This is a genomic window from Hymenobacter tenuis (assembly GCF_054780495.1).
In genome coordinates this window covers 2,222,043-2,246,111 of sequence record NZ_BAAGWF010000001.1, presented here as the reverse complement: position 1 = coordinate 2,246,111, position 24,069 = coordinate 2,222,043, and the positions used below count along the sequence as shown (strand labels likewise).

The window sequence follows — 24,069 nt, the reverse complement described above, 5'->3', positions numbered from 1 at the left end:
CTGTTGTACTTATGATGGTGTGGTATTGCCGCGTGTGTGGCCTTGATTACGATGAGTCGCCGTGGGGCCCAGATGGCCAAACGCCGGATTTCAGCATCTGCGCGTGTTGCGGAGTAGTATTTGGCTACGATGATTGCCTGCCCGCCTCCGCCAGGGCATACCGCGCTACGTGGCTAGCCGCCGGAGCCACCTGGTTTTATCCTAACATGAGGCCCACCAACTGGGTTCTATTGGAGCAGCTAGCCCAGGTTCCAGCTTTGTACCGTTAGGCTTCTGCGTACTTTTGCGTTATGGATTACTTCAACCTGCTGTTTTTTGCCCTACCTGTCTGCTTGTTGTCGGCGGTGATGACCGTTTACATTGCGCACATGTACGGCCGGCGGTTTTGGCCCTGGCTGCTGTTCGGCTTCTTCGTGCCAATTTTATCCACCTTCGTTGCCATTGGGTTGGGCATCTGGGATGCCCGCCGCAACGAGCGAGCAGGCAAAGACTAGGTTGATTTCTCGGCTGGCAGGTTGTCCAAAGACTGCCAGAGGTATTTGCTGGCCAGCGTGCGGTACGGCCGCCACGGCTCAGCCAGTTCTATCATGCGCTTCAGCAAGGCCCGGCCGGTTTCCTGAAGCCCATAGTGGCGGCGCATGGCGTTCTGAATCCCTAGGTCGCCTTCTGGGAACACGTCGGGCTGATCGAGGGCAAACATTTGCAGCATTTGGGCCGTCCAGCGGCCTACCCCTTTAATCTGGGTGAGGTGGCTCGTGAAGTCATCATCGGAAAGCTGGCTCAGGTGGGCATGGTCTAGCTGGTCGCGCTGAGCAAAATCAGCAATGGCACGCAGGTAGCCGGCTTTTTGGCGCGAGATACCCGCGGCGCGTAGATCTTCATCGGAGAGCAGAAGCAGTGCCGCTGGCTCCGGATAGCCATCGGGCGGGAACAGGGCCTGCACTTTGCGCCAGATAGCTGCCGCTGCTTTCGTGGAAATTTGCTGCCCCACAATGGCACGTAGTAAGGCCAAGTATAAGTCTTCGTGGGCAGAAGGGTGAATGGGCCGGCCTTGCTGAATGATACGCGCCATCACCTCATCTGCCTCGGATAAGTGCTGGAGGGCTGCTTCAGTTGCGCTTGGCGCGGGTGGGTTTGGGGTCATAAGCAGGGTAACAAAGCAGGTGCCTCAGGACAGCACAATATCCAGAAGCGAGGTTGGAATAAGCAGTTCGGCTAGTAACTCGCCTGCCGCCGACAGCCGCAGGCCTGCCAGGTTACGGCCGAAGCAGGCGCCGGTATCAATATTGAGCACGTTGGCTGTTGGGTCATAAGTGGGGTCGCCATCCGGGGTAGGGGTGTGGCCTACTACCTGGCGGCGGCCCACGTTGCGCAGCGGCCCGCGTCGCCAGAGCACGCCATCGGGGTTTTCGGGGTCGAGGGGGGTAGCGGTATCGGCGAAGCCGGCATGGCTGATGAGCAAGTGGTCGTTTTCCCAGAGCAGAGGGCGCCGTTCGAGCCACTGCAGGTGCTGCTGGAGCAGCTCGCGGCGGCCTTGGTACTGCTGCACCGTGGTGCGGCCGCCCCAGCGCAGCCACGCCGGATTAGGGCCGCTGGCCGCGAAGTGCTTGCGCATTTCATACTCGTGGTTGCCTAGCAGAAACACCGTGCGCTGCGGGTAGGCTGCTTCCAGCTCAATAGCCAGTTGCACGCACTCGGGCGCAAATCGTCCCCGATCTACTAGGTCGCCGGTTTGCACCAACAGCTCCTCTTGAGGGCGCCAATGGCTCAGCAGCTCCCGGAAGGTATGGTAGCAGCCGTGCACATCGCCAATCACGAAGAGGTTTGAACTCATAGCAGGAAGGCAGTGGAAAGGTTTAGGCAGCAGTTGAGAATAAAATGAAGGCTAGGGCGCAATACCGGCAGCTTCCGCACTGGGTGGCCAAGGATACTACTACTATGCTAGCAAGCACTTACGCAGCACTGGCTCTGAGGTAGCACAGTAGGCCTAAGCAGGTGCTCCTGGTATGTGCAGAGGTAACCCGTCACTTGTTGTACTAGCCCATTATTAACCAACAACCCCGCGTGCCGAATTTCTTATGGCAACAGAGAATTGGGCAAATGCGGGTCAGGAGAAAGCCCTTCGTCAAACCACGGTCAGTAACTGGAATGTCATATACCAGCACCTTAGGCCCGGTGTTTGACGAAGGTAGTAGCCTATACTAGCCTGGTAAGAGGGCTAAACTGCTGCTGTCAGAGCCGCTTCCAGGCGCGCCATCATGCTGTCGTCGATATCAAGGTGCGTCACGAAGCGGATCATCTGGGGGCCAAACGATGACGCTCGGATGCCCTGCTGCTCTAGTCGGGCCAGGAACTGCTCCGCGGGCATTGTATCCTGCAGCCGGAAAATAACCAAGTTGGTTTCTACGGGAAGTACCTCGGCCACGTAGGGCTGCGCGGCCAGGGTAGCGCTCAGTTGCTGAGCCCGGCGGTGGTCATCGGCTAGGCGCTCCACGTTATGCTCCAGCGCATAGAGGCCCGCTGCTGCAATATAGCCGGCTTGGCGCATGCCGCCACCCATAGCTTTGCGAATGCGCTTGGTTTTCTGGATAAACTTCTGGCTGCCTAGCAACACGGAGCCTACTGGTGCCCCCAGGCCTTTGCTCAGGCACACCGATATAGAATCGAAGATGCGGCCATATTCCTGCCCCGACTGGCCAGTGGCAACAAGTGCATTAAACACGCGTGCTCCATCAAGGTGCAGCGGAATCTGGTGCCGCTGCGCTACATCTGCCATGGCTTCCAACTCCGAAAAGGCATAGCAGCTGCCCCCGCCGCGGTTGTGGGTGTTTTCCAGCGAAATAAGGCTGGTGGTGGGGTAGTGAATATTATTGGGCCGGATGGCGGCTTCTACCTGCGCCGCGGTCAGGCGGCCTTGGTTTCCGGCCAGCAACGCCACCGAAGCGCCGGAGTGAAACGCAATGCCGCCTACTTCCCACAAGTAAATGTGCGAGGTCTGCTCACAGATAACTTCCGAAAAGGACTCGGTGTGTGCTTTGATGGCTATTTGGTTGGTCATGGTACCGGAAGGGCAGAAAAGGCCGGCTTCCAGGCCAAAGCGTGCGGCAGCTTCCTGCTCTAGGGCCCGCACGGTGGGGTCTTCTTCGTACACATCATCGCCCACGCGGGCCTGAAACATGGCCTCCAGCATGGCCGGAGTAGGGCGCGTTACGGTATCGGAACGTAAGTCAATCACTGAATCTGTCATGGAGGTATGATAGGGAAAAGAGGGGAAAGGTTTCCCGGTTTCAAATTTAGTCGTTACTTTTGCCCCTCGTTTATTAGAAGACCTAAACCGACCCGGAAAAAATGAGCATTACCCGTCTGAAGCGGAAGCACCGCAAGAACATTGCCCGCGCTAACAACAAGCAGCGCATCATTAAGCAACTACTCCTGACGCCCGTTCTGAAGAACGTGGACCTGGACGAGCTGAAAGCCCGCTTCAACAAGGGCGAAGCCAAGACCGAAGCTGCCGCGTAACTCTGGCCTTTGCGTCTGGTGCACCTACCCCGGTGTCGGTGGGTACCTGCCAGAATCTTTAAGCGTCTTTCCTGCCCAGGGAAGGCGCTTTTTTGTTTCTAGAACTCCGGTTTGATACTATTTTCATCCTAGGGATTAACCGAGTTAGTATGGCCTGGACAGTTGGATTGCTAGATGAGAACCATTGTGAACAAGCGCTACTCGGCAGAGAACTGACAGTGGAAATAGATTTGCAACAGAATGATTTTCTAGTGTTGCGCTACCTCAATCCGTACGGCGATACTGTATTCAACTGCCTTCAAATGGAGGATCTCATCAAAGATATTTTAAGGCAAAAGAATCTGACACAGGACGCGCTATTAGACGATATTATAGCCTTGGCTGACAGGTGCAAGCAGGAGGTCCACCTTTACGTGGTTTTCTATGGTGACTGATGCAGTTGTTGCAGCATAAGTCACTTGGGGCCTAACTCTACGGCCTGCAGCTGCTGCACTTTGCCGTCGGCCACCTCAAAGCGCAGTAGTGTGCGCACCTTATGAAAGCCGTGCCGGCCAGCCGCCCCGGGGTTCAGATGCAGCAGGCCCAAGCGCGGGTCGGGCATTACTTTGAGAATATGCGAGTGTCCGCTGATAAAAAGCCCTGGGCGCTGCTGCTCCACCAGTGGCCGGGCGGCGGGGCTGTAGTGGCCGGGGTAGCCGCCAATGTGGGTCATGAGCACGTGCAGGCCCTCTAGCTCAAAGGCTTGCACCAGCGGCTGGGTGTTGCGTACATCGCGGCCATCAATGTTGCCGTACACGCCGCGTAGCGGAGCCACGGCTTCCAACTCCTCGATTACGGCCGCCGTGCCGAAGTCGCCGGCATGCCAGATTTCGTCGCAGTCCTGCAGGTGATGCAGAATGCGGGCATCCAGGTAGCTGTGCGTGTCAGAAAGCAAACCAATTTTTTTCATGGCACGAAGGTAGCCTCCGGAACGCAAGCAGAATGCGGGTAACAAGTGACAGATAACGTGTTGGGAAAGATAATTTGCATATTACCCTTGTAATCCGGTGCTCGTGCCCCGAGGACTTCACCGAACATATACAACACAACCGCAGACATCCCGTATCTTGCCCGACCGCCGGACAATTTTCGTTTTTGGGGAAATATGCTGTGCTTTACAGCAATCCGGTTTGAACTCCTTTTTTGCCCTCCAGATTACCTCGCGATGAACGTCTTCATCAACGATATTCCGCTGATTATTAAGAAGAACAGCGAGAAGATTTATAAGCACAAATACGACCTGATTCTGAATCCGGAAGATGAGTTCATCTCCAAAGATTTGGTAGGCGACGTGCTGGTGCGCGACGTGACGGACGTGTTTGTGGACCGCTTGCTACGCCTGATGGAAGTGAAAAAGCTGAAAAAGCTGACTTCGCTTACGCTGTTGGCGCGCAAGAAAAAACGGCTGATTCTGCATCTGAAGGATCAGTTCAAGATTGTGAAAGCCGCCGGCGGCCTGGTGGTGAAAGATGGGCTGGTGCTCATGATTTACCGCCTTGGCAAATGGGACTTGCCGAAGGGCAAGCTCAAAAAAGATGAGGACCCTGTGCTGGGCGCCCTGCGCGAAGTAGAGGAAGAGTGCAACATCAAGATTGAAATAGGAGATAAGCTGCCTAGCACCTGGCACTCCTATGCCTACAACGGCAACAAAATTCTGAAGAAAACGAACTGGTACATCATGCGCTGCCTCGATGACACGCTGATGAAGCCCCAGGCCGAGGAATACATTGAGGAAGTGCGCTGGATGACACCCCAAGAGGCGTTGGCCGTGCTCGACGAGTCGTATGCCAGCATTGCGCTGGTGGTGCGCCACTACCTCAGTGAAACCGCCGGACAGACTCCCGCCGACCAGGAATCGGTAAAATAACCTGCTTTCCCTTAATTTCTGGATGCCTATGCGCCCGATCCGCTACGTTGCTTTTGTGCTATTGCTGGCGGGTACTGCCGCGTGCTCGGGTACCCAATCAGCTTCTGAAACAACGGGTATTGATGCGGCCGCCCCCAAACCGCGGCCCGTTGAGGTGGATGTACCGGCCCTGGTGGGGCGCAATATTGACCAGCTACGCCGTACGCTGGGCGCACCCCTGGAAACTCGCAACCAGAAAGTAGGCCTGGAGCCCACCCCAGAGCAGATGAAAGGCACCAAAGGCGAAGGCTGGATCAATACTTTTGAGCGAAACGGCACTACCCTCATTGCTACCTTCAACGCCCGCACCCGCAAAGTCCGCGACCTGGTAGTGATGGGAAACAATGAGGAGGAGCTGCTGCAAAAGGCCAATTTGAGCCTCACGGCTACTACCTACATTCTGCTGCCAGTAGCAGACCCACAGAATAGCCGCCAGATTATGGGCATGCGGGTTGTAGCTAAGAAGTAAAGCCTTAGGCAGTTCAGCGCATCATAAGGCCTAGTAGCCGGGCATTGTATGCGCGCCGCTGAAAGCTAGCCTGAGCCTATAGCCAGTGGACAGCTTAACCAGCAAACGGCGGCAAACGAAACGGCACAAAATCATCGACGTTGCCACCGAACCGGTGAATCTCGCGGATGATGGTGCTGCTGATGGCTGCCAGCGCCGGCGCCGTAATCAGGAACACTGATTCTAGCTCCGGATTGATGTGGCGGTTGGCTTGCGCAATAGTGTTTTCGTACTCAAAATCAGTGGTGTTGCGTAGGCCGCGCAGCAGGTAGCGGGCACCTACTTCCCGGGCAAAATCGGCGGTGAGGCCTTTATAGGCCCGCACCGATACGCGCGGTTCCTCCTGAAATACTTCCTCAATCATCCGCGTCATTTGCTCAACAGGCAGGTAGCGCTGCTTGCTGCTGTTGTTGCCAATGGCGATAATCACCTCATCAAAAAGCGCCGTTCCGCGCCGAACTACGTCGAGGTGGCCATTGGTGAATGGGTCGAACGAGCCGGGAAACAGGGCGATGCGCATACAGGAAAGTGCGAGGTAAAAGGGTTTCTACTGCAACGGGGCCTAGTACTTAGCCTAATAGTGGCGGCTGCTTAGCACAGGTGCAATGCGTACAGCTCGAAGTAGCGGTACTCAAACAAATCATTGAGCCGGTAACTGTAGCCCAGGTCAAAGGGCCGGTTGCCGAAACGGATGTTGCGGATATACTTGCGCAGAATCGTGAACAGCTCGGAATCGTGCATCAGGTCGCCCCACACCATTACTAGGTCCTGGTCGGGGTTCAACTGAAGCTCCTGCATTACCAGAATGGTATAGTAAATCAGGTCTTCGGGGGTGCTGAACGGGAATACGTTTAAGAACTCAGGCTGCTTATCGCGCATGCTCAGGATAGTAACTTCCTGATAGCCAATGCTGAGGTATATGCGGCGCGGCCCGCCCTGCTCGCTCTGGTGTGCCACTCCTTCCAGCAATGCGCTGGTTTGATGCAGCAGCTGGCCTTCCGGATAGGTGTTTCTGAACCAGCTGGTAAGGGCTTTTTCGGCGGCAAAAATGCTGGTAATGCCCTGGCTGGCGTGCGTGTAGTGGTGCAGCGTTTCGTGCTGCGGATCCGGAGCGTGGTGCAGCTTCAGATACGCGGGCTCATCGCCGGGACGGAAAAGCGACGCGGGCAGCAGCGTAAACTGCCGGTTTTGGACGGCCAGCCGCACCTGGTTCCAGCCGGTCCGGCCTACTAGCTCTTGCTCCGTGGCCAAGGCCTGGAATTGTGCCGCCAAGGATACGGGCGTATCGGGGGCCGCATAATCTTCCAGCGCCACAAACTTATTGCGCCGCACATCGGCCACGCCTACCCGCAGGCCAGCAGTGCCTGCCGTCAGGTACAGGTTGTAGCCCGAGAGGTTTTCCAGGTCCAGCGTTTCGTCGTGCAGGCGGTGCAGGGCAGCCGGGGGCATAATGACGGTAGCGGACATAAGTGGAGCAGAAAAAGCGGGTGCAGAAATCAGACAAGGGCAAAGCTCCGCTAAAGGTACGCAGCCGCTACCGCACGCAACAACTCTGCGGGGCTTTCAAACGGGAGAAGAGAAAAACAACGGCCGTTTAATGGGTAACTTCCCTGGTTTTCAGACGCTGCTTACTGAAACCTAATTTGCGGAATAAACACGTCATCGGTGCTGATAATGTCACGCAGTACGGGGTGCACCTGGGTGGGCAGCAATTGCCCTAGTTGCCGGGGCGTGATAAACTCCAGGTGGGTCAGGAGTTGAGCGTCGGTGGTGTGTTCGGGGTCGAGGCCGAGGCGGGGGCTGGCGTTTTCATCGTGGGCATGCACTTCAAAAAACAACTCCAGGGCCTGCAATTCCGGGCTCTTGAACTCATGCAGGTGCAGGAAGCGTCCCACGTTAATGACTAGGCCGGTTTCCTCCGTAAACTCACGTTCCAGGCACTGGTGCAGGGTTTCGCCAAACTGCCAGCCCCCGCCAGGCGGCGACCAGAATGGTAGCGCATCTGGGAGTAGCCCCCGGTGGGCCGTAAGCAACATGGCGCCGGCGCGGACTAGTAGGCCACACACCCGCACCCGTGCTACCCCAGCATAGGCGTGCAGCAGCGGATCAGGAGAGGGAGCGCCAGAAAATTGATTCATCATAGAAAGGCAAAAGGGATCAGCCACACGACCGGAAGCGCAAGGCTACGAAAAAACAGCGCCATTGGCTACTTGTTACGGGAGCCGGCCCGAAAGCAAACGAAAGGCTTGCCGTTATATTTTTTCTAGGGTTGATGCAGATGCAAACTGGCGGCTGGCACGGCGCTGGCGCCACCGGCGTAGCCGCGTAAGTACCCACACCAGCAGCACTACTGCCAGCCCGGCCATCACGACGGGCATCAGCAGGCCCAGCACGGAGCCCACAATGGCCAGCATGTTTTCTAGGGTTGCCAGCACGGGGTTGCCTAGCCCGGCAGTGGTGGCCGTGGAGCCCGCCCGCAGCAGCGCCGTACCCGTCTGGATGATGCCCGCCGTACCGCCCCCCACTACAATGCCCAGGCCCCAGCGCACCATCGGGGGCATATCCGGCAGGGCCGAGGTCATCAGGACGGTGCCCGCAATAAAGGAAGCCGGCCCGGTAATGGCGTCCAGCACATTATCGATTACGGGCACATAGTATCCTAGTATCTCGGCCACGGTAGCCGTGCCCAAGGCCGCTATAGCCGGCCAGGTGCCCAGCCACGCAAATCCTGGCGAGGGCGCCAGCAGCCCCATGCGGTATGCCACCGAGGCCGCCAGCAATGGCACAAATACCCTGAATCCGCTGCAGGCCGCCAGGGCCAGCCCCAGTGCTCCGGCCAGAAAATACTGTACAGGTTCCATCACAAGGAAAGTAGGAGGTTACGGGTTTGCAGCGCTGCGAAGGCTAGGGCGCACCCCGGCTTCTGACGCGCCGCGCTAGCTATCAGCCAAAATATACACAACCTTTGCGGCTCTATGACTCCTGAACCTCTCGAAACCCGCATCCGCCGCAAACTCACCCGCCAGCATTTCATGCACCACATCGGCGCCGACCTGACCCTGATTGAGTCGGGCCGGGTGGAAGCGGAGCTGCATCTGGCGCAGCAGCACCAGCAACATACCGGTTTTGCGCACGGCGGGCTAGTAGCCACCATGGCCGACCTAGTAGCTGGCTTCGCAGCCGTAACGCTGGTTCCCGATGGCACCGGCGTAGTAACGGTAGAGCTGAAAACCAGCTACCTGCACCCCGGAATCGGCCAGAAGCTGCGGGCCGTGGGCTGGGTCCTGAAGGCCGGCAGCCGCCTTCACTTCTGCGAGTCAGAGGTGTGGTGTGATGACAAGCTAATTGCCAAGGCCTCTGCCACCATGGCCGTGATAACCCTGGCCGCGCCGCCACAGTAGAGGGGCCGAGTTAGCGCTAGAAGAATTTTGCTGCGCTTACTACTTGAATGACAGTTACATAAAAAGTAATGTTACGGTTTAGCTTACCACGGGCCTTAGGTCTGGAATAGGGGGGGAGTGGAGTCTGCCATTTTATTGCCAACTTGGCGTTGGAGTCCGGTTTCTACGTCCGGATGACGGTGTCTTTATCTATGAAATGGATTGTTACGGCGCTGTTGGTTTTCCTGGGCGGACCATTGCTGGCACAGCACCGCTACTGGACGGCCAGCAATGATTCGCTAAATCAGGTTTTAACGCAGCAGCGCACCGATACCGCCCGGCTGCGCACCATCCGGCATATCCTCGACATCACGGAGCTAACCGAACCGCGCCGCCGTGTACAGGCTCTGCCGCTGCTCGATGAGCTATTCCGGATCAATGAGCGCACTCAGCAGTTTGATGATGCTCCTTACCGGGAGCTGCGGGCCGGACTAGCCCTGTGGGTGAAGGGAACCAACTACCGGCAGGCACTGGCGGCGCTGCATCAGGCCGTGGAGTTGTTTGATGCCGTGGCGCGCCCCATTCCGCAGCTGCTGGTTGATTTGGCTCCGTTGTACAATCAGTTGCGGGAGTCATATACTCGCCGCGCCTATTTTGAGCGGAAGCTCACGTTTTACCGCGTGCAGGGAGCCGTTGAGAATCAGGCGGCCTGCTACCTGGTGCTGGGCGGTACCTACCGCCACCAAGGCGACTATAACCAAGCCATCAGCCACTACCTCCACGCCGCCGACCTGTACCGCACGTTTAACCGGCGCTACTACAGCAATGAGCTGATGGTAGCGGGCACTACCTACGCCGATTGGGGCAACGCCCGCAAAGGACTGGAGTATCTGGAGCAGGCCGTCCGGTTAAATGAGCAGTACAAGATGGGGCAGCTGCAGCGCTTTTTTGCGCAGCAGGCTATTGCCAAGTTATATCTGCAGCAGGGCAACACATCCAAAGCCTTGCAGTACGCCGAAACAACCTTGGCTACCGCTCGCAGCGAACGTGTTGACCAAGCCCAGTTTACAGCGTATGGCCTGGTACTGAAAAGCCAGGTATTGCTGGCCTTGAACAAGCCCGCGGCGGCGCTGCCCCTGCTTACCCGCGCGCAGCAGCTCGCCGACTCATTGCGCATGCCCATCACGGCCCGCCCCGGCGAGTTTGCCCTCGATGCCACGTGGGCGCGCTACTACACCCTACTCCGCGACTACAAAAAGGCCGACGCCTACTGGCGCCAAGCGTATCAGAAGGCCACCGCCGCCAATTTTCAGATGCTGCGCCCCAAGTATCTGCAGCAGATTATTCGGTTTCAGGATGAGCGCGGCGCCGCCGGTCCGGCCCGCGACTACGCGCGCGCCTACCTCAACCTGATGGACACGCTCAACAAGGCCCAAGGCAACAACCTGCTGGCCCAGTATGAAGGAGAGCGAATTGAGCAAGCTCAGAATGAGCAGATTGAGCGCTTGCGCCAGGAGAAAATGCTGCAATCCATGCGTTTGCGGCAGCGAAACCAGCTCCTTGGGGTAGCTGCAGTTGCCATTGTGCTCATATCGAGCCTGGGGGTGATGAGTTATCGTCAGCTGCAAACCAACAAGCGCACCCTGGCGCAGCTTCGCACCACCCAAAACCAACTGGTGCAGTCAGAGAAGTGGGCCTTTGTGGGTGAGGTATCGGCGGGCATTGCCCACGAGCTGCAGAACCCGCTCAACTTCATGAAGAAGTTTGCGGAAGTCAGTACCACCATGGTCAATAATATCGAGGACCCGGCGCGCAAGGCGGGCCTAGAGCAGGAGATTCTACTCGGCCTCAAGCAAAATCTGCAGGAAATCAGCCAGCACGGCATCCGAGCGTCGGCCATTATTAAAGATATGCTGGAGCACTCGCGCGCCGGCACTGGCCAGCGGGAAGCCACTGACCTCAACGCCCTGATTCTGGAGTACCAGCAGCTGGCCCGGCAAAGTCAGCTGCTGCAGGGCCAGGCCCGCACTATTGCCGTTACCACCGACTTGGCCCCTGATCTGCCCCTAGTAGCCGTGGTGCCTTCCGACATCGGTCGGGTGATGCTCAACTTGTTCACCAACGCCTTTTATGCTGTGGCCAAGCGCCAGCGGCTGGAAGGCAGTGGGTATGCGCCCCAGGTACGAGTAGCAACCCAACTTCATCACGGGCAAGTAGAAATACGCGTGCAGGACAATGGCACTGGTATGCCGCCGGAAGTACGCGAGAAAGTGTTTCAGGCCTTCTTTACCACTAAGCCAATGGGCGAGGGTACGGGCCTCGGCCTTTCTCTGAGCCATGATATCGTGAAAGGCCACGGCGGCACCATCACCGTTGACTCGGAAGAGGGCAGGGGCACCGAGTTTGTCATCCGGCTGCCGGCTTAACTGAAAGCCAGGCGTCGGTTGGGCCTTGAGGTAGGGCTAGTAACATGGCAGAAGCGTAGTAATACGAACCTCTCAATCACTACCCCCGTCGGGAGCTTAAACCGGCGTAGCTTTGTTACACGAACACACTGCTATGCTCTCCGTCAGAACTCCTTCCGTCCGCGACTATTTTCCCTACGAACCTACCCAAGACCAGGCCACGCTGTTTCGGCAGATGGATGGCTTTTTAAGTGATGGCCTGCCCGGCCGTAAGGCGTTTGTGCTGCGTGGCTACGCCGGCACCGGCAAAACCACCGTGGTAAGCGCCCTGGTGCAATGGCTGCACCGCATGGGCCGCAAATACGTGCTGATGGCGCCCACCGGCCGCGCAGCCAAAGTCATGAGTACGTATTCGGGCGTCGCGGCCAGCACTATTCATAAGAAAATCTACCGCCAGACCAGCGGCACGCCTTCACAAGGCCTCTCGTTTCAGCGCCAACCCAACCGCACCCAGGACACCCTGTATATTGTGGACGAGGCTTCCATGATTTCCGATGAGAAGGCCTTCGGCGAAAACGGCCTGCTCGACGACCTGATGAACTATGTGTTCGAGAAGCCCTCGAACCGGCTGCTGCTCATCGGGGATACGGCTCAGTTGCCGCCTGTGGGTCAGCTGCTCAGTCCCGCCCTCGACCCCGAGCTGCTGCGGCACCGCTTCCGCGCTCAGGTTGACTCAGTGGAGCTGCGCCAGGTAATGCGCCAGGCCGAAGAATCGGGCATTCTGATGAACGCGACAGTGCTGCGCGAAGAATTGCGCGAGGAGCACCCGAACATCTCGTTCTTCACTAAAGGCTACCCCGACATCTTCACGATGGGCGGGGACAAGCTGGAGGATGGTTTGCGCTGGGCCTACAAAAACTTCGGCCACGAAAACAGCACCATCATTTGCCGCTCCAACAAAAACGCCAACCAGTACAACCAGTATATCCGGCGCATTCTATTCGAGGCCGAAGACGAAATTGAGTCGGGCGACTACCTGATGGTGGTGCGCAACAACTACTACTGGCTGCCCAAGGACTCGGAAATTGGGTTTCTGGCTAACGGCGACTTTGTGCAGGTGGTGAAAATTGTGCGCCTCACCGAGATGTTCGGGTTCCGCTTTGCCGATGCCCGCGTGCGCCTCGTGGACTATCCCGATGAGCCGGATATGGAAATCAAGCTGCTGTTAGACACGCTGCACACCGAAAGCCCCGCCCTGCCTGCCGACCGTAACAAGGCCCTCTACGACGCCGTCAGTGCCGACTACGCCCACCTTGAAACCAAGAAAGAGCGGACGGCGGCCATGCGCAAAGACCCGTATCTGAACGCGCTGCAAGTGAAATTTGCCTATGCGCTTACCTGCCACAAAGCGCAGGGTGGCCAGTGGCAGGCCGTTTTTGTAGATCATGGCTATCTGAAGGAGGAGATGGTGAACAGCGAGTTTGCTCGCTGGCTGTACACGGCCGTGACCCGTTCCTCGGAAAAGCTGTTTTTGCTTAACTTCAATAAAAAGCTGATCGGCGACGCCACAGAGGAGTAAGTGCAGCCATGTGTGCAGCCTAGTGTCTTATAGCCGGCGCCAAAAAAGGAGTGTGGCCGAACGTAAAAAAGCGGCTTTGGTGTTGCACTTCACACAAGCTTCATGCGGCTGGTTGAAAACTGGCACGCAACTTGGCTCAGTGGCCGAAACTCGTATTTTTGTTTACATCCAACGCTTTCACGCATAAACGACATGAAAAAAGCACTCATTCTGGCATTGTCGCTGTCGATGATGGGCTTCGCGGGCCAGGCTCAGACGGCCGCCGTAAAGCCCGCTAACGCCCAGACCAAAGTGGCCGGGCCGCAAATCCAGTTTGAGGAAATGAAGTATGACTTCGGCTCCATCAACACCGGCGATGTAGTAGAGCATACCTTCAAGTTTAAGAACGTAGGTACCCAGCCCCTCGTGATTTCAAACATTGGCGTGAGCTGCGGCTGCACTACCCCCGACTGGACCAAAGAGCCCGTAATGCCCGGCAAATCGGGTACGGTAACGGCCAAGTTCAACTCGGCGGGTAAGTTCGGGATGCAAAACAAAGTGCTCACCATTGAGTCGAACTCGGCTGGTGGCAACGCCATGGTAGCGTTGGTAGGCGATGTGAAAGAGGCCGGCACTGCCAGCGCGGCGGCTCCTGCCCCTTCTCCGGCTGCTTCCGATGTAAGCGCCCCTGCTAACACCAAGGAAGCCAAGCAGAAAACTAAAATCGGCGACAATAAAATCAAGGCTAAGAAGAAAGCCTCCTAAGCCTGCGGGCTTTGCTAGGTGCCTGTCACCGGCAAACCTTCTAGCCCCGGCTCCGGCCAACAAAAAAGCGGCTCGCCTGTGTGGCGAGCCGCTTTTTTGGTTTCAGGACCTAGTAAGCTAACTAGAGCTGCCGGGCCGCGAGCAACAGCACAATCCAGCCGGCAATAAGTAGCACGCCGCCTAGGGGTGTGATGGCGCCCAACTTAGTGATGCCCGTAAGGCAGAGCACATACAGAGAGCCGCTGAACACCAGAATGCCGCCCAGCCAGAGCCACGCTACGGTGCTGAGGCTGCGCAGCTCTGGCTTGATGTGCAGTAGAATGCCTACCGCCAGCAAGGCCAGGGCATGATAAAACTGGTAGCGTACGGCGGTTTCAAAGGTCTCGAAGCGGCCGGAAGCTTCCAGCATCTTGCGCAGGCCGTGCGCCCCAAAGGCCCCGATTCCGACGCCAAGCGCCCCTAGTAAGGCCGCCAGCTGAAGTATAAGACGAGCTGTCATGTGTGATTCGTATTCTGAAGTAAATGAAGACGGCGCGAAAGGTTGTGCTTACCGCGCCCCAAAAATAGCACTGCCCACCCGGATGAGCGTGCTGCCTTCCTGCAAGGCCAGCAGGTAATCAGAGCTCATACCCATGGATACTTCGCGGAACGCGCTGTCGTCGGGGAAATACAGGGCCTTTAGCTTATCGAAATACCCGCGCAGCTCCCGAAACTCCCGTCGGAGCTGGTCTTCATCGGAGGTGAAGGTGGCAATACCCATCACGCCGGTGAGGCGCACGTGCTGCAAACGGCGGAAGGCTTCGGACTTGAGGATTTCCTTGGCCTCCGGGAGGGTAAGGCCGGTTTTGGTTTCTTCGGCCCCAATATGAAACTGGAGCAGCCCTTCAATCACGCGGTTGTGCTTGGCAGCCTGGCGCTCTATTTCCTCCAGTAGCTTCAGGCTATCAATGCTCTGGATGGTGTGCACAAACGGGGCAATGTACTTCACCTTGTTGGTTTGCAGATGCCCAATCAGGTGCCACTCTACATCGGCTGGAAGTGCGGGCTGCTTGGCGGCCATTTCCTGCACCCGGTTTTCGCCGAAGAGGCGGGCACCGGCATCATACGCCTCTTGCAGGCGCTCCACGGGATGTGTTTTCGTGACGGCAACGAGCCGCGCGGCCGTGCCAGTAAGCTGTTGTTGAATGCGGTGCAGGTTGTCGGCTATAGAGCCCATTAGCGAAAGATTTGGTGCATTATCAAAGCATAGAACCCTGGTAAAGTCAAAAAGGACCCGATGCTGATTAAAATTTTTATGGAGAAGGATGCCTTGTTTAAGTTGGCCAAAGCAATCCGCATTTCCTCTTCATCATCCGTAGCGAAGAATATAGCTATAGCACCTATGACAAATGGTGCTACCCAGGGAATGATAGAATCCATTAAGCTATTGGGCAAAACCCAAAAGAGTAGGTTCAAAAACAGCAGAGACACCGACATATAGGTAAGCCCTTTAGCTGCCAGCATTGCTGACTCTGGCCCTCTAGTTTCTATTAAAACCTTGTAATAGCCGAAAAGTAGGGCGAATAGTAGTTTTTGAATCATATAAGGCTAGCTGAACTTTAACTTAGTCTTCCAAGGCATTGGTGAGGAAGGTGTTTTTCAGGCCCAGCCAAATTAGCCACAACCCCAGGCTCCAGTACAGATAGATGCGGTAGTAATCTAGGGTGTTGCGGTATCGCGTCTGCTTGATTTCGGACTTGGCGTAGCGGTTGATTTGGGTGAATGTCTGGCGCAGGGCTTCGTTATCGGTGGCCCGGAAGAAGCGGCCTTCACCGGCCTGTGCAATCTGGCGCATGGTGGTTTCATCGAGGCGGGTGTTCACGTAGCGGGGGCGGCCGGCCTCATCGGTACCGTAGGGCACAATACCATCCTGCCCCAGCCCGATGGTGTAGAGCTTGAGGCCATAGGCGTGGGCAAGCTGGGCGGCCGTGAGCGGGTCGAGGCTGCCGGCGGTATTTTCACCATCAGAAATCAGGATGCACACTTTGGTGCGCGAGCGGGAGTCGCGGAGGCGGTTGGTGGCTACCCCCAAGGCCGTCCCGATGGCGGTGCCGTCGTTCGGAATCATGCCGAGGCGCAGGCCCTGGAGGTTATCGCGCAGCAGATCGTAGTCGGTGGTCAGCGGGGCCAGGGAATATGCGTCGCCGGCAAACACTACCAGCCCAATTCGGTCACCCTGACGGCCGTTTACAAACTCCAGCGCCACACGTTTGGCCGCTTCCAACCGGTTGGGGCGCAGATCTTGCAGCTCCATGGACCCCGAAACATCAAGTACCAGCAGAATATCAATGCCTTCCCCGGTTTGCACTACGCGCTCGTCGGTGCGCTGAGGCCGGGCCAGGGCCACAATGGCAAACCCGATGCTCAGGGCCAGCACCACATCCGGAATAAAGCGCAGCACCGTGCTCCAGTCGCGCGGAACTTGCCCGGCCACGAAGGCTACTCCTAGCTGGGCCCGCCGGCGCCGGGCCAGCACCCAGCGCAGCACAAACAGCAGCGGCACCAGCGGCAGCAACAGCAACAGGCGCGGCTGCTCCCAGGTATAGCTGACCAAGGTAGCGTAGCGCACACTATCCAGCACATAAGTCAGAGCATCGGGCCAGGGCATGCGCAAAAATAGGGAATGGTTTGAGCTGAAGTGGTGGTAAGGTAAGCGGGGGCTCGGGGCAGGAAGTTTGCTAGGCAAGATAAAAGCGTGAACCTGCCCAAGGCTCAACCGCTTATAAGTCCTGTACTACCCGTGCGTACTGCCGGTCGGCGAAATTACGCAGCAGCACAAAGGCCAGGTCGGTTTCAGTATCCTCATCCGACTCAGACACCTGATTGCCGTAAATCACGCGGTCAGCAAGGCGCAGGGCCAGTCCTACATCGGCATCGTTCTGGTAATGCGCCACAATCTCGCGGGTGGTCAGGCTGTTGATGTTGCTTTCTTCCAGCGCCGAGAGGTAGTTTTTCCAGAGCGTGATGGCGCGCTCCATGTTGGTGAGCGAGCGGGAGAGCGTGAAGCGCTCAACGTGGCGACCGTACTGCGCCAGAAAGTAGGCGTGGTTTTTCCGGAGCCGATACCGTCGGTAGCGCAGCTGCAGCCGGCCCCGAAATACCAGCACTAGCCCTCCGGCCAACAGCAGCAGCAACGCCGCGCCCGCCAGCCAATACGGATAGTTGAAAGTAGGCTCAATGGGGAGGGGCTGCAGGTTTTGGCGCAGCACGAGGGGCGCCGCCGGATCAGCGGGCGGAGCCGTGCGCACCAGCCGCACTTGGGCCGGTGCTACGGGTACGGCCAGCGTGTCGCGGCCGCGCAGTACGGTAACGGGCAGCGTGAGCGTCTGCACGGAATCGAGGCTGAACGTACGAAGGCGGTAGATGGCCCGATCGAGGCTGCGGCCTTGGCGGGTGCGGGTGGGGTAGTACTGCCGCCCTACGTACTCAAATGGCGCAAACTCCGCCGCCGAATCGGGGAAGATAACTTCCTGCTGCGCCGCATGTACGTGCGTCAATTCGTACTCCAGTATTTCGCCTACCCGCACCGTAGGGCGCAAGAAGCGACCTTTGGGGATGGTGTCCGGCTCGGTATTCTGGCCTAGCGTGCTATGCGTTAAGAGCGTTAGCAGCACCAAGAACCAGCCGACCAGCCTCCTCCTTACAGCATCAAATGGCCACTCGTGTTTGCTGCTACCCACGCCCGCCCCGCTGATTACGCCGCCGAAACAGATTCACCAACTGGGGAACGAAGTTTGATTCGGTGGCAATGGAAAGGTACTCAGTACGGTGACGGCGGCAGATCTGGCCGATTTGCTCCCGGTTTTGCTCGTAAGTAGCGCGGTAGCGGGCCCGAAATGCGGCCGAGGAAGTATTTACCCACACTGTACGGCCCGATTCCTGGTCATGCAGCGGAATAATGCCCAGGGGCGGGAATTCCTGCTCGCGCTTATCCAGCAGCTGCAGTACCACTAGGTCGTGCTTGCGGGCCAACATGGTCAACTCCCGCTCGTAATTGGCATCAATAAAGTCAGAAATCAGGAGCACAATGGTTCGGCGCTTCAGGGTGCCTAGGGCCTGCTTGATGCCCGCGGCCACGTTGGTCTGTCGGCTTTTTGGCTCCAGTTCAAACAACCGTTTAATGAGGGCATAGGCGTGCCGAATCCCTTTGCCGGGAGCCAGATACAGCTCTTTCTGATCAGAGAAAGCCAAGATGCCCAATTGAGCCGATTGCCGTGCGGCGGCTAGGGCCAGCACCCCACAGATTTCGCGCCCCACATCAATTTTGCGGTGTGGAGCGGCGCCCACTTGCTGCGAGGCGCTTACGTCCAGCAATAAAAGTACCTGCTGCTCGCGTTCCTCCTTGTAGGTCTTGACGAAGGTGCCGTGTCCTTTGCTGGATACGGCCCAGTCAATGGCGCGCACCTCATCCCCGTACTGATACAGCCGTACATCATCGAATTCAAGGCCGGTGCCTTTGAAAACGGAGTGAAAGTCGCCCTGTAGCTGTGCGTCCACCGCCTTCAAAATGCGGATTTCCATCTGCCGAAGCTTGCGGACAAGTTGCTGAAAGGGGGTATCGGCGGTTTTCATTTCGACTAAACTACGGCTTCCTCGTAACTTTGCAGCTGTGAAAAAACATTCGTTTCGTGTGATGCTGGTGGTAGGCCTGCTGGCTCTGGGAGTTACGGGCTGCCAGAAGCCCGATGATATTGCCCCGCCCCGGCAGCTGCTGCCCCGCGACAAGATGGTGCGCCTGCTGGTGGAGCTGCATACGCTGGAAGCCCGGACCGATGCCTCGGCGCTGCCCAGCGACTCGGCTAGGGCCTTGTTCCGGCAAGAGCAGAAACGCCTGTACACGCGTTACCAAACCACCGACTCGGCCTTCCAGCAGAGCTACCAGTATTACGCCATCCACGACAAGGACCTGGATGAAATTTACGCTACCGTGATTGATAGCCTGACGCAGCAGGAAAAGCGGCAGGATAAATCGGGCACTTCTGCAACCTCGCCTACTCGCCGCAACTAAATCAGGCGGCTGCCATTGGGTACGGGGCCGGCTAGCGCGGCCAGCACAATGTGCCCATCTGCATCGGCAGCGCCGGTTACCAGCACCTCGGAGAGAAACTTACCGATTTGTTTGGGCGGAAAATTCACTACGCACAGCACCTGTCGGCCTACAAGCTCGTGGGGCTGATAGTGGTGCGTAATCTGGGCGCTGGACTTCTTGTGGCCGACTTCCGGGCCCAGGTCAATGAGGAGCTGATATGCCGGGCGCCGGGCCTCCGGAAATTCCCTAGCCTCTATAATTGTCCCAACGCGCACATCAACTCGTTCAAAATCAGCCCAGCTTATCATTGGCGGAAAAGGTGTGGTTACGAGAGAAAGCAAAATGACCGTTATGCCGGGCAGCGCCACAGCATAACGGTCAAAACTACGCAATAGGCAGCATCTGATGGCGCCTGTGCAGGGCAGTAGCTATTTCACGGCGTAAGCCTCCAGCTGCTGCAGGCGCTCCTGAATACGTTGTTCCCAAGCTTGCTGCTTTTCTTTGTTGAGGCCGTGGTTAGTTTCGCCATCGTAGCGGGCTTCCTCGCGCTGCCAGGCCAGGAAGGCCACTTTGGTGAGGTTGTTAAAAGCAGGCTGCAGCTTCAGGCAGTCGAACTTTACTAAGGTAAGTTTCTGGCGCAACATGCGCGTATGTATTTCGGTCAGGTCGAAGTGGGCCTGCTCGTGGCGCAGCAGGGCCGGGGTGGCCCGCTGCGGGTCGCGCACCCACGACTCGTGCGGCACAAATACGGCCCGCACATCAGCCGAAAACACGAAATCGGTGCAGCCTACTTTGGCATCGATTGTGGAGGAGGTAAGTGCCGCCAGCTGGTCGGTGGCTGGCCGGCTCTTAAAATCGGCCCAGGTAAGCGGCCGGCCGGCGCGCCACTCAATTTTGGCGGGCTCCGCGGGCGGGGTGCTGGTTCCTTGCTCCGTGGCAGGTAGCAAGCTCAGCAGCAGCGAAAAGGGAAAGTAGAAAAACATCAGTGCCTAGAATAGCATAAACAGACCTCAAAACCGAACCGCACTAGCTTGCTGCGGCCTTTCAACCCACTACACCTCCTTTCCGCAACTTGTGCCATGCGGGAAGAGCAGGGGGTGACTTGCAACGGGAGCTAGCAAAAGTACGGCCACAATACCGCCCTCGGATTTAGAAGTCGAGGGCAAACCCAGTGGGTGCTTTTGGTAAGGGTGCTAACGCGAAATAACGGCGGCTTCGTTCACGAAGGGCTCCTCAACCACGGGCCGCCGCTTAAACCGGATCAGCAGGGCCACGGCTACCAGGGTCAGGCCGGTGAGCAACCCCACCCACACGCCGGTAGCGCCCCAGCCCAACCGGAACCCCAGCACATAGCCCAGGGGCAAGGCAATGGCCCAATAGGCCAGCAGCGCCACTACCGAGGGGATTTTAACGTCTTCCAGGCCCCGCAGTGCGCCCAAGCCTACCACCTGTAACCCATCCGAAATCTGAAATGCCGCGGCTATCAGCAGCAAAGAAGCCGCTTTGGCTACCACGGCAGGGTCGTGGTTGTAGTAGTGCGGAATGGTGTGGCGGCCCAGCACCAGCAGCACGCCCATCAGGCTCATGAACAGGAACGTAATCAGATACGCCGCCAGGCCGGCCTCGCGGGCCCCGGCCGCGTCGCGGGCGCCGCGGTGCTTGCCCACCCGAATGGTAGCGGCCGCTGCAATACCACTAGCCGCCATATAAGTTACCGAGGCCACGTTGATGGCAATCTGGTGGGCAGCCAGCTCCGTGGCGCCCAGCCAGCCAATCATGATGGCCGAGAAGCTGAAGGCTCCCATTTCAAACATCATCTGTACCCCAATAGGTGAGCCAAGCCCGATAAGCCGCCGAACGCCGTCGGCATCGGGCTGTAGGTTGAGGCGAGCGGCTGTGCGGTATGCCTGCAGGCGCTTGGCTTTCAGTACGTAAGCCGCCATGAGGGCCGCAAGCAGTACCCGGGAAATAAGGGTGGCCCAGGCAGCTCCCATCATGCCCATTTCCGGGAATCCCAGCTTGCCGAACACCATTCCGTAGCAGAGCACCGCATTAAGCACGTTGGCCTGCACCGAAAGCAGCATGGCTTGGCGCGTGAGGCCCAATCCTTCGGCAAACTGCTTAAACCCCTGAAAAATCATGAGGGGAAAAAACGACAGAAACATCACCTGAACCCAGGGCGCCGCTAACTCCACCACATCGGTGGGTTGGTTGAGGTAAGGAAGCAGGGCCGGTACTATCAGCCCCAGCAAAGCCAGCAGCACGCCAGCCACTACACTTAGCCACACGCCATTTACCAGCAAGCGGCCCAGCGCCGGAGTGTCGCGGCGGCCATCGGCGCCCGCTACCAGCGGCGTGATGCCCATGGTGAGGCCTAAACCGAGCACCATCACCACCGTGCTCACGCTCACGCTCAACGACACGGCCGCCAGCGGCACTTTGCCGGTCTGGCCTACCACCATGCTGTCGCACACATTTACCAGCACGTGGCCCAGCTGGCTGAGCACCACGGGGTAAGCTAGCGTGAGAGTGGGACGAAGGTGGGCGCTAAAATGAAGGCGGGACATACTACGGCAGCTACAAAGAACCGCAAAGGTACGACGCCCGTCTGTCAGAAAGCAGTTGCGGGCAGTTGTAATTCGGTCTGAAGCCGCGACCGGGCCAAAGAAAGCATGGCCTCTGGCAGGGCATAGGAAAGGCGCACAAACCCTGGTGCTCCGCACGTAGCTCCGTCCACTACCTCCACGCCGGCATGCTTCAGCCGCGCAACCAACTCAGCCGAGGCCGCGACCGGTGAAATGCCAGTAGTCAGGTATGCCCGCAAATCGGGGAAAGCATAGTACGTGGCCTCAGGCTGGAGAGGCGGCACGTGGGGAAGGGTCGATAAGAACTCCAGCAGTAACTTTCGGGTGGGCTGAAGCTGTGTTACTAAGCCCTCTGAAATGCTGGTGGCTGCACGAGTGGCTTCCAGGGCTGCCAGTTGCGTAGGGGCTGGCACGGCGGCGCTGGTAGCGTGCTGCCAGGCCCGGCAGGCGGCTGCTACCTCCACCGGAGCTACCAGGTAGCCCACGCCCCAGCCAATAAGCGCCAACGACTTGCTGAATCCGTTCACCACCAAATGCCGGCCTCGCGGATCAGGGAACTCCAACAACGACGGCACCGGACGCTCCCCGAAGGTAATCAGGTCGTAAATTTCATCACTGAGGACATATAGGTCCGGAAACTCCTGCGTCACGGCCAGCAGGCGGCGCAGGGCCTCGTGGTAGTACACGCGGCCTGTCGGGTTGTTGGGGTTCGAAAACAGCAGTACCCGCGTTCGGGGGGAAAGGGCTGCGCGCAGCTGCTCCGGGTGCAGCTCGTAGTTATCGGCCGCATCCAGCGGCAGCTCTCGCACAATGCCGCCGGCCTGGCGCACCAGTTCCCACATTCCAAACCAGTTGGGGGTGGGCAGCACTACCTCGTCGCCGGGGCGTAAAACGGCCTTCAGTAGGGCAAACAAAGCCGCTTTGGCGCCTGGCGTAACTATTACCTGCTCAGATGTAATTAACCGGCTGCCCCCGGCGTAGCGCCCTGCCAGCGCCTCACGCAATACGGGCAGGCCGGCTGCATCGGATATAGGCAAGGGCCCTGCCTGGATAGTGCGCACAGCCGCGGCGGCTGCGGCCGCAGGTACCGGAAAGGAGCCATAACCTGAAGCCAGGCTAACGGTAACAGGAGCACTAGGTCGCATTCAAAAGCAAGTGAGGGGAGGGCAGGACAACAGGCAAGGTACGGCTCTCTATCAATTTCAGCGCTACGCTTGTTGGTGGCGGTTTATCAGGGGTTTGCGGGTGGAGCGGGCCTAGTGCGTAGCTGCGGCTAGTGAGCTGCCGGCTGCAAAATTACATCGGCGAAGAAGTCCTGCTCATCGGTGAAAAACTCCTGAACCTGCAACCCAGCGGCATCAGCCACTGCCTCAATGCTGGGGCGGGTAAACTTGTAGGAGTTTTCGGTGTGAATCATTTCCCAGGCGGCAAAATTTACTGCCCAGTTCAGGGCCTCAAAGCGCACTTGCTGGGCCTGCGTGCTCACCAGAAAGGAGCGTACGGAGCCGCTCAGCGGGTCGTAGTCGGTATAGTGCTGCCAGCAGGTTAGGTCGAAATCAGCCCCTAGCTCGCGGTTGAGGCGATGGAGCAGGTTGAAGTTGAAGGCAGCCGTAATGCCCTGGCTGTCATCGTAGGCATTCCGGATAAGGCGCGGGTCTTTCTGCAGATCAAAGCCAATGAGCAGGCGGTCATCGGAAGTGAGGGGCAGGGCCAGGTCCTGCAGGAACTGATGACGGGCTTCGGGCTGGAAATTGCCGATGTTGGAACCCAGGAACAGCACCGCCTTGCGGCCGGGCCGGCTGGCCATCAGGCGCAGGGCGTTGGCATAATCGGCCACCACCGGCTCTACCCGTAGGCTCGGAAGCTCAGCTTGCAGGCTGCTGGCCAGTCCATCGAGGGCAGCGGAGGAAATATCAACGGGAACGTAGGTAAATTGCGCGCCGGTTTCCAGCAGATGCCGCAGCAGAATCTTTGTTTTCAGCCCGTCGCCGGCACCTAGCTCCAGCAGGAAAAAAGGCTCCTCCGGGTTCTGAGGCCGCAATGCGGTGCTAATAGCGGCTTGGTGTTGCGTGAGCAGGCGGAACTCGGTGCGGGTAGGGTAGTACTCCGGCAAGGCCATAATCTGCTGAAACAGCCGGCTGCCCTCATCATCATAGAAGTACATCGACGACAACGCTTTGAAGGGCTTGCTGAGTCCCTCCCGAATATGCAATGCCAAGGCTGACGTAACGGGGTTTGCGCTAACCGAGGGGGTAGCAGGAGCAGGCGGGGCAGTAGGAATAGACATGCAAGAGAAATATCGGGGAAAGAGAACTGGCGGCGGAATAGGTAGCAAC

The 24,069-nt window shown here is 58.0% G+C and carries 30 protein-coding genes; 11 read left to right on the top strand and 19 right to left on the bottom strand.

Annotation, left to right across the window (positions count from 1 at the left end; translation table 11 throughout):
• The first annotated feature begins 11 nt into the window (after positions 1 to 11).
• Both ACYVGU_RS09745 and ACYVGU_RS09740 read left to right on the top strand, forming a co-directional pair.
• Complete coding sequence (locus ACYVGU_RS09745; RefSeq protein ID WP_460621883.1) at positions 12 to 269, top strand: hypothetical protein; 258 nt, start codon at positions 12 to 14, stop codon at positions 267 to 269.
• A 21-nt stretch (positions 270 to 290) separates the two neighbouring features.
• Entirely contained in the window at positions 291 to 494 is a 204-nt protein-coding gene (locus tag ACYVGU_RS09740) for a hypothetical protein (protein WP_460621882.1), read from the top strand.
• Here the strand turns inward: ACYVGU_RS09740 and ACYVGU_RS09735 are convergent.
• The 3 genes from ACYVGU_RS09735 to ACYVGU_RS09725 all read right to left on the bottom strand — a co-directional run bounded on the left by ACYVGU_RS09735 (position 491) and on the right by ACYVGU_RS09725 (position 3,247).
• Positions 491 to 1,144, bottom strand: coding sequence for a DNA-3-methyladenine glycosylase family protein (locus ACYVGU_RS09735; protein ID WP_460621881.1), 654 nt, complete (start codon positions 1,142 to 1,144; stop codon positions 491 to 493). The genes ACYVGU_RS09740 and ACYVGU_RS09735 overlap by 4 nt on opposite strands.
• A 24-nt stretch (positions 1,145 to 1,168) precedes the next feature.
• Positions 1,169 to 1,834 carry a metallophosphoesterase family protein gene (locus ACYVGU_RS09730; protein WP_460621880.1) on the bottom strand — a complete coding sequence of 222 codons (666 nt, stop codon included), beginning with the start codon at positions 1,832 to 1,834 and terminating at the stop codon, positions 1,169 to 1,171.
• Between the two features lie 384 nt (positions 1,835 to 2,218).
• Entirely contained in the window at positions 2,219 to 3,247 is a 1,029-nt protein-coding gene (locus tag ACYVGU_RS09725) for a threonine aldolase family protein (RefSeq protein WP_460621879.1), read from the bottom strand.
• 101 nt (positions 3,248 to 3,348) lie between these two features.
• Between ACYVGU_RS09725 and ACYVGU_RS09720 the strand changes: the two genes are divergently transcribed.
• On the top strand, positions 3,349 to 3,519 hold the full coding sequence (locus ACYVGU_RS09720; protein ID WP_460614633.1) for a hypothetical protein: 171 nt from the start codon (positions 3,349 to 3,351) through the stop codon (positions 3,517 to 3,519).
• A 149-nt stretch (positions 3,520 to 3,668) separates the two neighbouring features.
• Positions 3,669 to 3,953 (top strand): hypothetical protein, encoded by a 285-nt coding sequence (locus tag ACYVGU_RS09715; protein WP_460621878.1) that lies wholly within the window; start codon positions 3,669 to 3,671, stop codon positions 3,951 to 3,953.
• A gap of 20 nt (positions 3,954 to 3,973) precedes the next feature.
• Here ACYVGU_RS09715 and ACYVGU_RS09710 read toward each other — a convergent pair whose 3' ends face one another.
• The gene (locus ACYVGU_RS09710; RefSeq protein ID WP_460621877.1) at positions 3,974 to 4,468 is read right to left on the bottom strand and encodes a metallophosphoesterase family protein; all 495 of its coding nucleotides are present in this window, start codon (positions 4,466 to 4,468) and stop codon (positions 3,974 to 3,976) included.
• Positions 4,469 to 4,723: 255 nt separating this feature from the next.
• Between ACYVGU_RS09710 and ACYVGU_RS09705 the strand changes: the two genes are divergently transcribed.
• Positions 4,724 to 5,425, top strand: coding sequence for an NUDIX hydrolase (locus ACYVGU_RS09705; protein ID WP_460614631.1), 702 nt, complete (start codon positions 4,724 to 4,726; stop codon positions 5,423 to 5,425).
• A 28-nt stretch (positions 5,426 to 5,453) separates the two neighbouring features.
• Positions 5,454 to 5,933, top strand: coding sequence for a hypothetical protein (locus tag ACYVGU_RS09700; protein ID WP_460621876.1), 480 nt, complete (start codon positions 5,454 to 5,456; stop codon positions 5,931 to 5,933).
• Between the two features lie 94 nt (positions 5,934 to 6,027).
• Here the strand turns inward: ACYVGU_RS09700 and coaD are convergent, their stop codons facing one another.
• From coaD to ACYVGU_RS09680, 4 genes are all read right to left on the bottom strand, one after another.
• Complete coding sequence (coaD, locus tag ACYVGU_RS09695; protein WP_460621875.1) at positions 6,028 to 6,492, bottom strand: pantetheine-phosphate adenylyltransferase; 465 nt, start codon at positions 6,490 to 6,492, stop codon at positions 6,028 to 6,030.
• Between the two features lie 71 nt (positions 6,493 to 6,563).
• Positions 6,564 to 7,439, bottom strand: a complete 876-nt coding sequence (locus ACYVGU_RS09690) for a DUF3822 family protein (RefSeq protein WP_460614628.1) — start codon at positions 7,437 to 7,439, stop codon at positions 6,564 to 6,566.
• 161 nt (positions 7,440 to 7,600) lie between these two features.
• Positions 7,601 to 8,113, bottom strand: a complete 513-nt coding sequence (locus ACYVGU_RS09685) for an NUDIX hydrolase (protein ID WP_460621874.1) — start codon at positions 8,111 to 8,113, stop codon at positions 7,601 to 7,603.
• Between the two features lie 111 nt (positions 8,114 to 8,224).
• Positions 8,225 to 8,833 (bottom strand): DUF4126 domain-containing protein, encoded by a 609-nt coding sequence (locus ACYVGU_RS09680; RefSeq protein WP_460622005.1) that lies wholly within the window; start codon positions 8,831 to 8,833, stop codon positions 8,225 to 8,227.
• Positions 8,834 to 8,947: 114 nt separating this feature from the next.
• Here ACYVGU_RS09680 and ACYVGU_RS09675 point away from each other — a divergent pair, with 114 nt between their 5' ends.
• The 4 genes from ACYVGU_RS09675 to ACYVGU_RS09660 all read left to right on the top strand — a co-directional run bounded on the left by ACYVGU_RS09675 (position 8,948) and on the right by ACYVGU_RS09660 (position 14,080).
• Positions 8,948 to 9,373: a PaaI family thioesterase gene (locus ACYVGU_RS09675; protein WP_460621873.1), complete on the top strand. Its 426-nt coding sequence runs from the start codon at positions 8,948 to 8,950 to the stop codon at positions 9,371 to 9,373.
• Between the two features lie 191 nt (positions 9,374 to 9,564).
• Positions 9,565 to 11,778, top strand: a complete 2,214-nt coding sequence (locus ACYVGU_RS09670) for a tetratricopeptide repeat-containing sensor histidine kinase (RefSeq protein ID WP_460621872.1) — start codon at positions 9,565 to 9,567, stop codon at positions 11,776 to 11,778.
• Positions 11,779 to 11,911: 133 nt separating this feature from the next.
• Entirely contained in the window at positions 11,912 to 13,336 is a 1,425-nt protein-coding gene (locus ACYVGU_RS09665; RefSeq protein WP_460621871.1) for an ATP-dependent DNA helicase, read from the top strand.
• A 192-nt stretch (positions 13,337 to 13,528) separates the two neighbouring features.
• Positions 13,529 to 14,080, top strand: a complete 552-nt coding sequence (locus ACYVGU_RS09660) for a DUF1573 domain-containing protein (RefSeq protein ID WP_460621870.1) — start codon at positions 13,529 to 13,531, stop codon at positions 14,078 to 14,080.
• A gap of 121 nt (positions 14,081 to 14,201) precedes the next feature.
• Here ACYVGU_RS09660 and ACYVGU_RS09655 read toward each other — a convergent pair whose 3' ends face one another.
• The 6 genes from ACYVGU_RS09655 to ACYVGU_RS09630 all read right to left on the bottom strand — a co-directional run bounded on the left by ACYVGU_RS09655 (position 14,202) and on the right by ACYVGU_RS09630 (position 18,691).
• On the bottom strand, positions 14,202 to 14,579 hold the full coding sequence (locus ACYVGU_RS09655; protein WP_460621869.1) for a DUF423 domain-containing protein: 378 nt from the start codon (positions 14,577 to 14,579) through the stop codon (positions 14,202 to 14,204).
• 48 nt (positions 14,580 to 14,627) lie between these two features.
• On the bottom strand, positions 14,628 to 15,296 hold the full coding sequence (locus ACYVGU_RS09650; protein ID WP_460621868.1) for a YggS family pyridoxal phosphate enzyme: 669 nt from the start codon (positions 15,294 to 15,296) through the stop codon (positions 14,628 to 14,630).
• The gene (locus ACYVGU_RS09645; RefSeq protein ID WP_460621867.1) at positions 15,296 to 15,661 is read right to left on the bottom strand and encodes a hypothetical protein; all 366 of its coding nucleotides are present in this window, start codon (positions 15,659 to 15,661) and stop codon (positions 15,296 to 15,298) included. The genes ACYVGU_RS09650 and ACYVGU_RS09645 overlap by 1 nt, the downstream gene beginning before the upstream one ends.
• Before the next feature lie 22 nt (positions 15,662 to 15,683).
• On the bottom strand, positions 15,684 to 16,727 hold the full coding sequence (locus ACYVGU_RS09640; protein ID WP_460614618.1) for a vWA domain-containing protein: 1,044 nt from the start codon (positions 16,725 to 16,727) through the stop codon (positions 15,684 to 15,686).
• A 112-nt stretch (positions 16,728 to 16,839) separates the two neighbouring features.
• Positions 16,840 to 17,733, bottom strand: coding sequence for a hypothetical protein (locus tag ACYVGU_RS09635; RefSeq protein ID WP_460621866.1), 894 nt, complete (start codon positions 17,731 to 17,733; stop codon positions 16,840 to 16,842).
• Positions 17,734 to 17,791: 58 nt separating this feature from the next.
• A complete protein-coding gene (locus ACYVGU_RS09630; RefSeq protein WP_460614616.1) occupies positions 17,792 to 18,691 on the bottom strand; it encodes a DUF58 domain-containing protein in 900 nt (299 codons plus the stop codon).
• A 37-nt stretch (positions 18,692 to 18,728) separates the two neighbouring features.
• On the opposite strand from ACYVGU_RS09630, the gene ACYVGU_RS09625 reads away from it, so the two are divergent.
• Positions 18,729 to 19,127, top strand: a complete 399-nt coding sequence (locus tag ACYVGU_RS09625; protein ID WP_460614615.1) for a DUF4296 domain-containing protein — start codon at positions 18,729 to 18,731, stop codon at positions 19,125 to 19,127.
• On the opposite strand, the gene ACYVGU_RS09620 is transcribed toward ACYVGU_RS09625, so the two are convergent.
• The 5 genes from ACYVGU_RS09620 to egtD form a co-directional block, all read right to left on the bottom strand.
• Positions 19,124 to 19,456 carry a tRNA-binding protein gene (locus tag ACYVGU_RS09620; protein WP_460621865.1) on the bottom strand — a complete coding sequence of 111 codons (333 nt, stop codon included), beginning with the start codon at positions 19,454 to 19,456 and terminating at the stop codon, positions 19,124 to 19,126. The genes ACYVGU_RS09625 and ACYVGU_RS09620 overlap by 4 nt on opposite strands.
• Before the next feature lie 120 nt (positions 19,457 to 19,576).
• Positions 19,577 to 20,131, bottom strand: a complete 555-nt coding sequence (locus tag ACYVGU_RS09615) for a DUF922 domain-containing protein (protein WP_460614613.1) — start codon at positions 20,129 to 20,131, stop codon at positions 19,577 to 19,579.
• Between the two features lie 210 nt (positions 20,132 to 20,341).
• Positions 20,342 to 21,715 carry an MATE family efflux transporter gene (locus ACYVGU_RS09610; RefSeq protein ID WP_460621864.1) on the bottom strand — a complete coding sequence of 458 codons (1,374 nt, stop codon included), beginning with the start codon at positions 21,713 to 21,715 and terminating at the stop codon, positions 20,342 to 20,344.
• Between the two features lie 44 nt (positions 21,716 to 21,759).
• Positions 21,760 to 22,878 carry a pyridoxal phosphate-dependent aminotransferase gene (locus tag ACYVGU_RS09605; RefSeq protein ID WP_460621863.1) on the bottom strand — a complete coding sequence of 373 codons (1,119 nt, stop codon included), beginning with the start codon at positions 22,876 to 22,878 and terminating at the stop codon, positions 21,760 to 21,762.
• Between the two features lie 128 nt (positions 22,879 to 23,006).
• Complete coding sequence (egtD, locus tag ACYVGU_RS09600) at positions 23,007 to 24,020, bottom strand: L-histidine N(alpha)-methyltransferase (RefSeq protein ID WP_460621862.1); 1,014 nt, start codon at positions 24,018 to 24,020, stop codon at positions 23,007 to 23,009.
• Between the last annotated feature and the right edge of the window lie 49 nt (positions 24,021 to 24,069).

Bases quoted from the DNA above. Each gene is read 5' to 3' on its own strand.
- ACYVGU_RS09685 (WP_460621874.1), bottom strand. From the start codon at position 8,113: ATGATGAATCAATTTTCTGGCGCTCCCTCTCCTGATCCGCTGCTGCAC.
- ACYVGU_RS09645 (WP_460621867.1), bottom strand. From the start codon at position 15,661: ATGATTCAAAAACTACTATTCGCCCTACTTTTCGGCTATTACAAGGTT.
- ACYVGU_RS09680 (WP_460622005.1), bottom strand. From the start codon at position 8,833: ATGGAACCTGTACAGTATTTTCTGGCCGGAGCACTGGGGCTGGCCCTG.
- ACYVGU_RS09650 (WP_460621868.1), bottom strand. From the start codon at position 15,296: ATGGGCTCTATAGCCGACAACCTGCACCGCATTCAACAACAGCTTACT.
- ACYVGU_RS09705 (WP_460614631.1), top strand. From the start codon at position 4,724: ATGAACGTCTTCATCAACGATATTCCGCTGATTATTAAGAAGAACAGC.
- ACYVGU_RS09690 (WP_460614628.1), bottom strand. From the start codon at position 7,439: ATGTCCGCTACCGTCATTATGCCCCCGGCTGCCCTGCACCGCCTGCAC.
- ACYVGU_RS09715 (WP_460621878.1), top strand. From the start codon at position 3,669: ATGGCCTGGACAGTTGGATTGCTAGATGAGAACCATTGTGAACAAGCG.
- ACYVGU_RS09665 (WP_460621871.1), top strand. From the start codon at position 11,912: ATGCTCTCCGTCAGAACTCCTTCCGTCCGCGACTATTTTCCCTACGAA.
- ACYVGU_RS09740 (WP_460621882.1), top strand. From the start codon at position 291: ATGGATTACTTCAACCTGCTGTTTTTTGCCCTACCTGTCTGCTTGTTG.
- ACYVGU_RS09615 (WP_460614613.1), bottom strand. From the start codon at position 20,131: ATGTTTTTCTACTTTCCCTTTTCGCTGCTGCTGAGCTTGCTACCTGCC.
- ACYVGU_RS09655 (WP_460621869.1), bottom strand. From the start codon at position 14,579: ATGACAGCTCGTCTTATACTTCAGCTGGCGGCCTTACTAGGGGCGCTT.
- ACYVGU_RS09675 (WP_460621873.1), top strand. From the start codon at position 8,948: ATGACTCCTGAACCTCTCGAAACCCGCATCCGCCGCAAACTCACCCGC.
- ACYVGU_RS09725 (WP_460621879.1), bottom strand. From the start codon at position 3,247: ATGACAGATTCAGTGATTGACTTACGTTCCGATACCGTAACGCGCCCT.
- ACYVGU_RS09720 (WP_460614633.1), top strand. From the start codon at position 3,349: ATGAGCATTACCCGTCTGAAGCGGAAGCACCGCAAGAACATTGCCCGC.
- ACYVGU_RS09710 (WP_460621877.1), bottom strand. From the start codon at position 4,468: ATGAAAAAAATTGGTTTGCTTTCTGACACGCACAGCTACCTGGATGCC.
- ACYVGU_RS09640 (WP_460614618.1), bottom strand. From the start codon at position 16,727: ATGCCCTGGCCCGATGCTCTGACTTATGTGCTGGATAGTGTGCGCTAC.
- ACYVGU_RS09610 (WP_460621864.1), bottom strand. From the start codon at position 21,715: ATGTCCCGCCTTCATTTTAGCGCCCACCTTCGTCCCACTCTCACGCTA.
- egtD (WP_460621862.1), bottom strand. From the start codon at position 24,020: ATGTCTATTCCTACTGCCCCGCCTGCTCCTGCTACCCCCTCGGTTAGC.
- ACYVGU_RS09630 (WP_460614616.1), bottom strand. From the start codon at position 18,691: ATGAAAACCGCCGATACCCCCTTTCAGCAACTTGTCCGCAAGCTTCGG.
- coaD (WP_460621875.1), bottom strand. From the start codon at position 6,492: ATGCGCATCGCCCTGTTTCCCGGCTCGTTCGACCCATTCACCAATGGC.
- ACYVGU_RS09605 (WP_460621863.1), bottom strand. From the start codon at position 22,878: ATGCGACCTAGTGCTCCTGTTACCGTTAGCCTGGCTTCAGGTTATGGC.
- ACYVGU_RS09670 (WP_460621872.1), top strand. From the start codon at position 9,565: ATGAAATGGATTGTTACGGCGCTGTTGGTTTTCCTGGGCGGACCATTG.
- ACYVGU_RS09745 (WP_460621883.1), top strand. From the start codon at position 12: ATGATGGTGTGGTATTGCCGCGTGTGTGGCCTTGATTACGATGAGTCG.
- ACYVGU_RS09735 (WP_460621881.1), bottom strand. From the start codon at position 1,144: ATGACCCCAAACCCACCCGCGCCAAGCGCAACTGAAGCAGCCCTCCAG.
- ACYVGU_RS09620 (WP_460621865.1), bottom strand. From the start codon at position 19,456: ATGATAAGCTGGGCTGATTTTGAACGAGTTGATGTGCGCGTTGGGACA.
- ACYVGU_RS09660 (WP_460621870.1), top strand. From the start codon at position 13,529: ATGAAAAAAGCACTCATTCTGGCATTGTCGCTGTCGATGATGGGCTTC.
- ACYVGU_RS09700 (WP_460621876.1), top strand. From the start codon at position 5,454: ATGCGCCCGATCCGCTACGTTGCTTTTGTGCTATTGCTGGCGGGTACT.
- ACYVGU_RS09730 (WP_460621880.1), bottom strand. From the start codon at position 1,834: ATGAGTTCAAACCTCTTCGTGATTGGCGATGTGCACGGCTGCTACCAT.